Source organism: Vibrio qingdaonensis (assembly GCF_026191675.1).
Lineage (GTDB): Bacteria > Pseudomonadota > Gammaproteobacteria > Enterobacterales > Vibrionaceae > Vibrio > Vibrio qingdaonensis.
In genome coordinates this window covers 1-277 of the sequence record NZ_JAKRRY010000200.1, presented here as the reverse complement: position 1 = coordinate 277, position 277 = coordinate 1, and the positions used below count along the sequence as shown (strand labels likewise).

Genomic DNA, 277 nt, shown 5'->3' with positions numbered 1-277 from the left:
TACGTTAATACAAAAATATCCCAGTAATTAAAACGGGCAACGGTGAAAGGAAAAGAGGGCTCTCGAAGGGGTTGATACATCCTTCACAATAAAATTGTCAGTTAAGTCCCCGATTTTAAAGTGGTGCAAGATACTCTTCTCAACCTCAGCCAGAGTGGATGGGTAGAACTTAGCATCACGCGAAGTAAATCCTGCGATTTTGAGTTCAGCTAAGGTAATGTCGCTACACGGCGTAAGAGAAAAGCCGTGCTCTTCTCCCTCTGTACGCTGAGGAATT

Annotated in this window: 1 protein-coding gene; it reads right to left on the bottom strand. The window is 43.7% G+C overall.

Annotated elements, in window-relative coordinates; translation table 11 throughout:
• Nucleotides 1–27: 27 nt before the first annotated feature.
• Nucleotides 28–277, bottom strand: a 250-nt coding sequence (locus MD535_RS26010) for a hypothetical protein (protein ID WP_265678153.1), incomplete at its 5' end; no start/stop codon positions are given.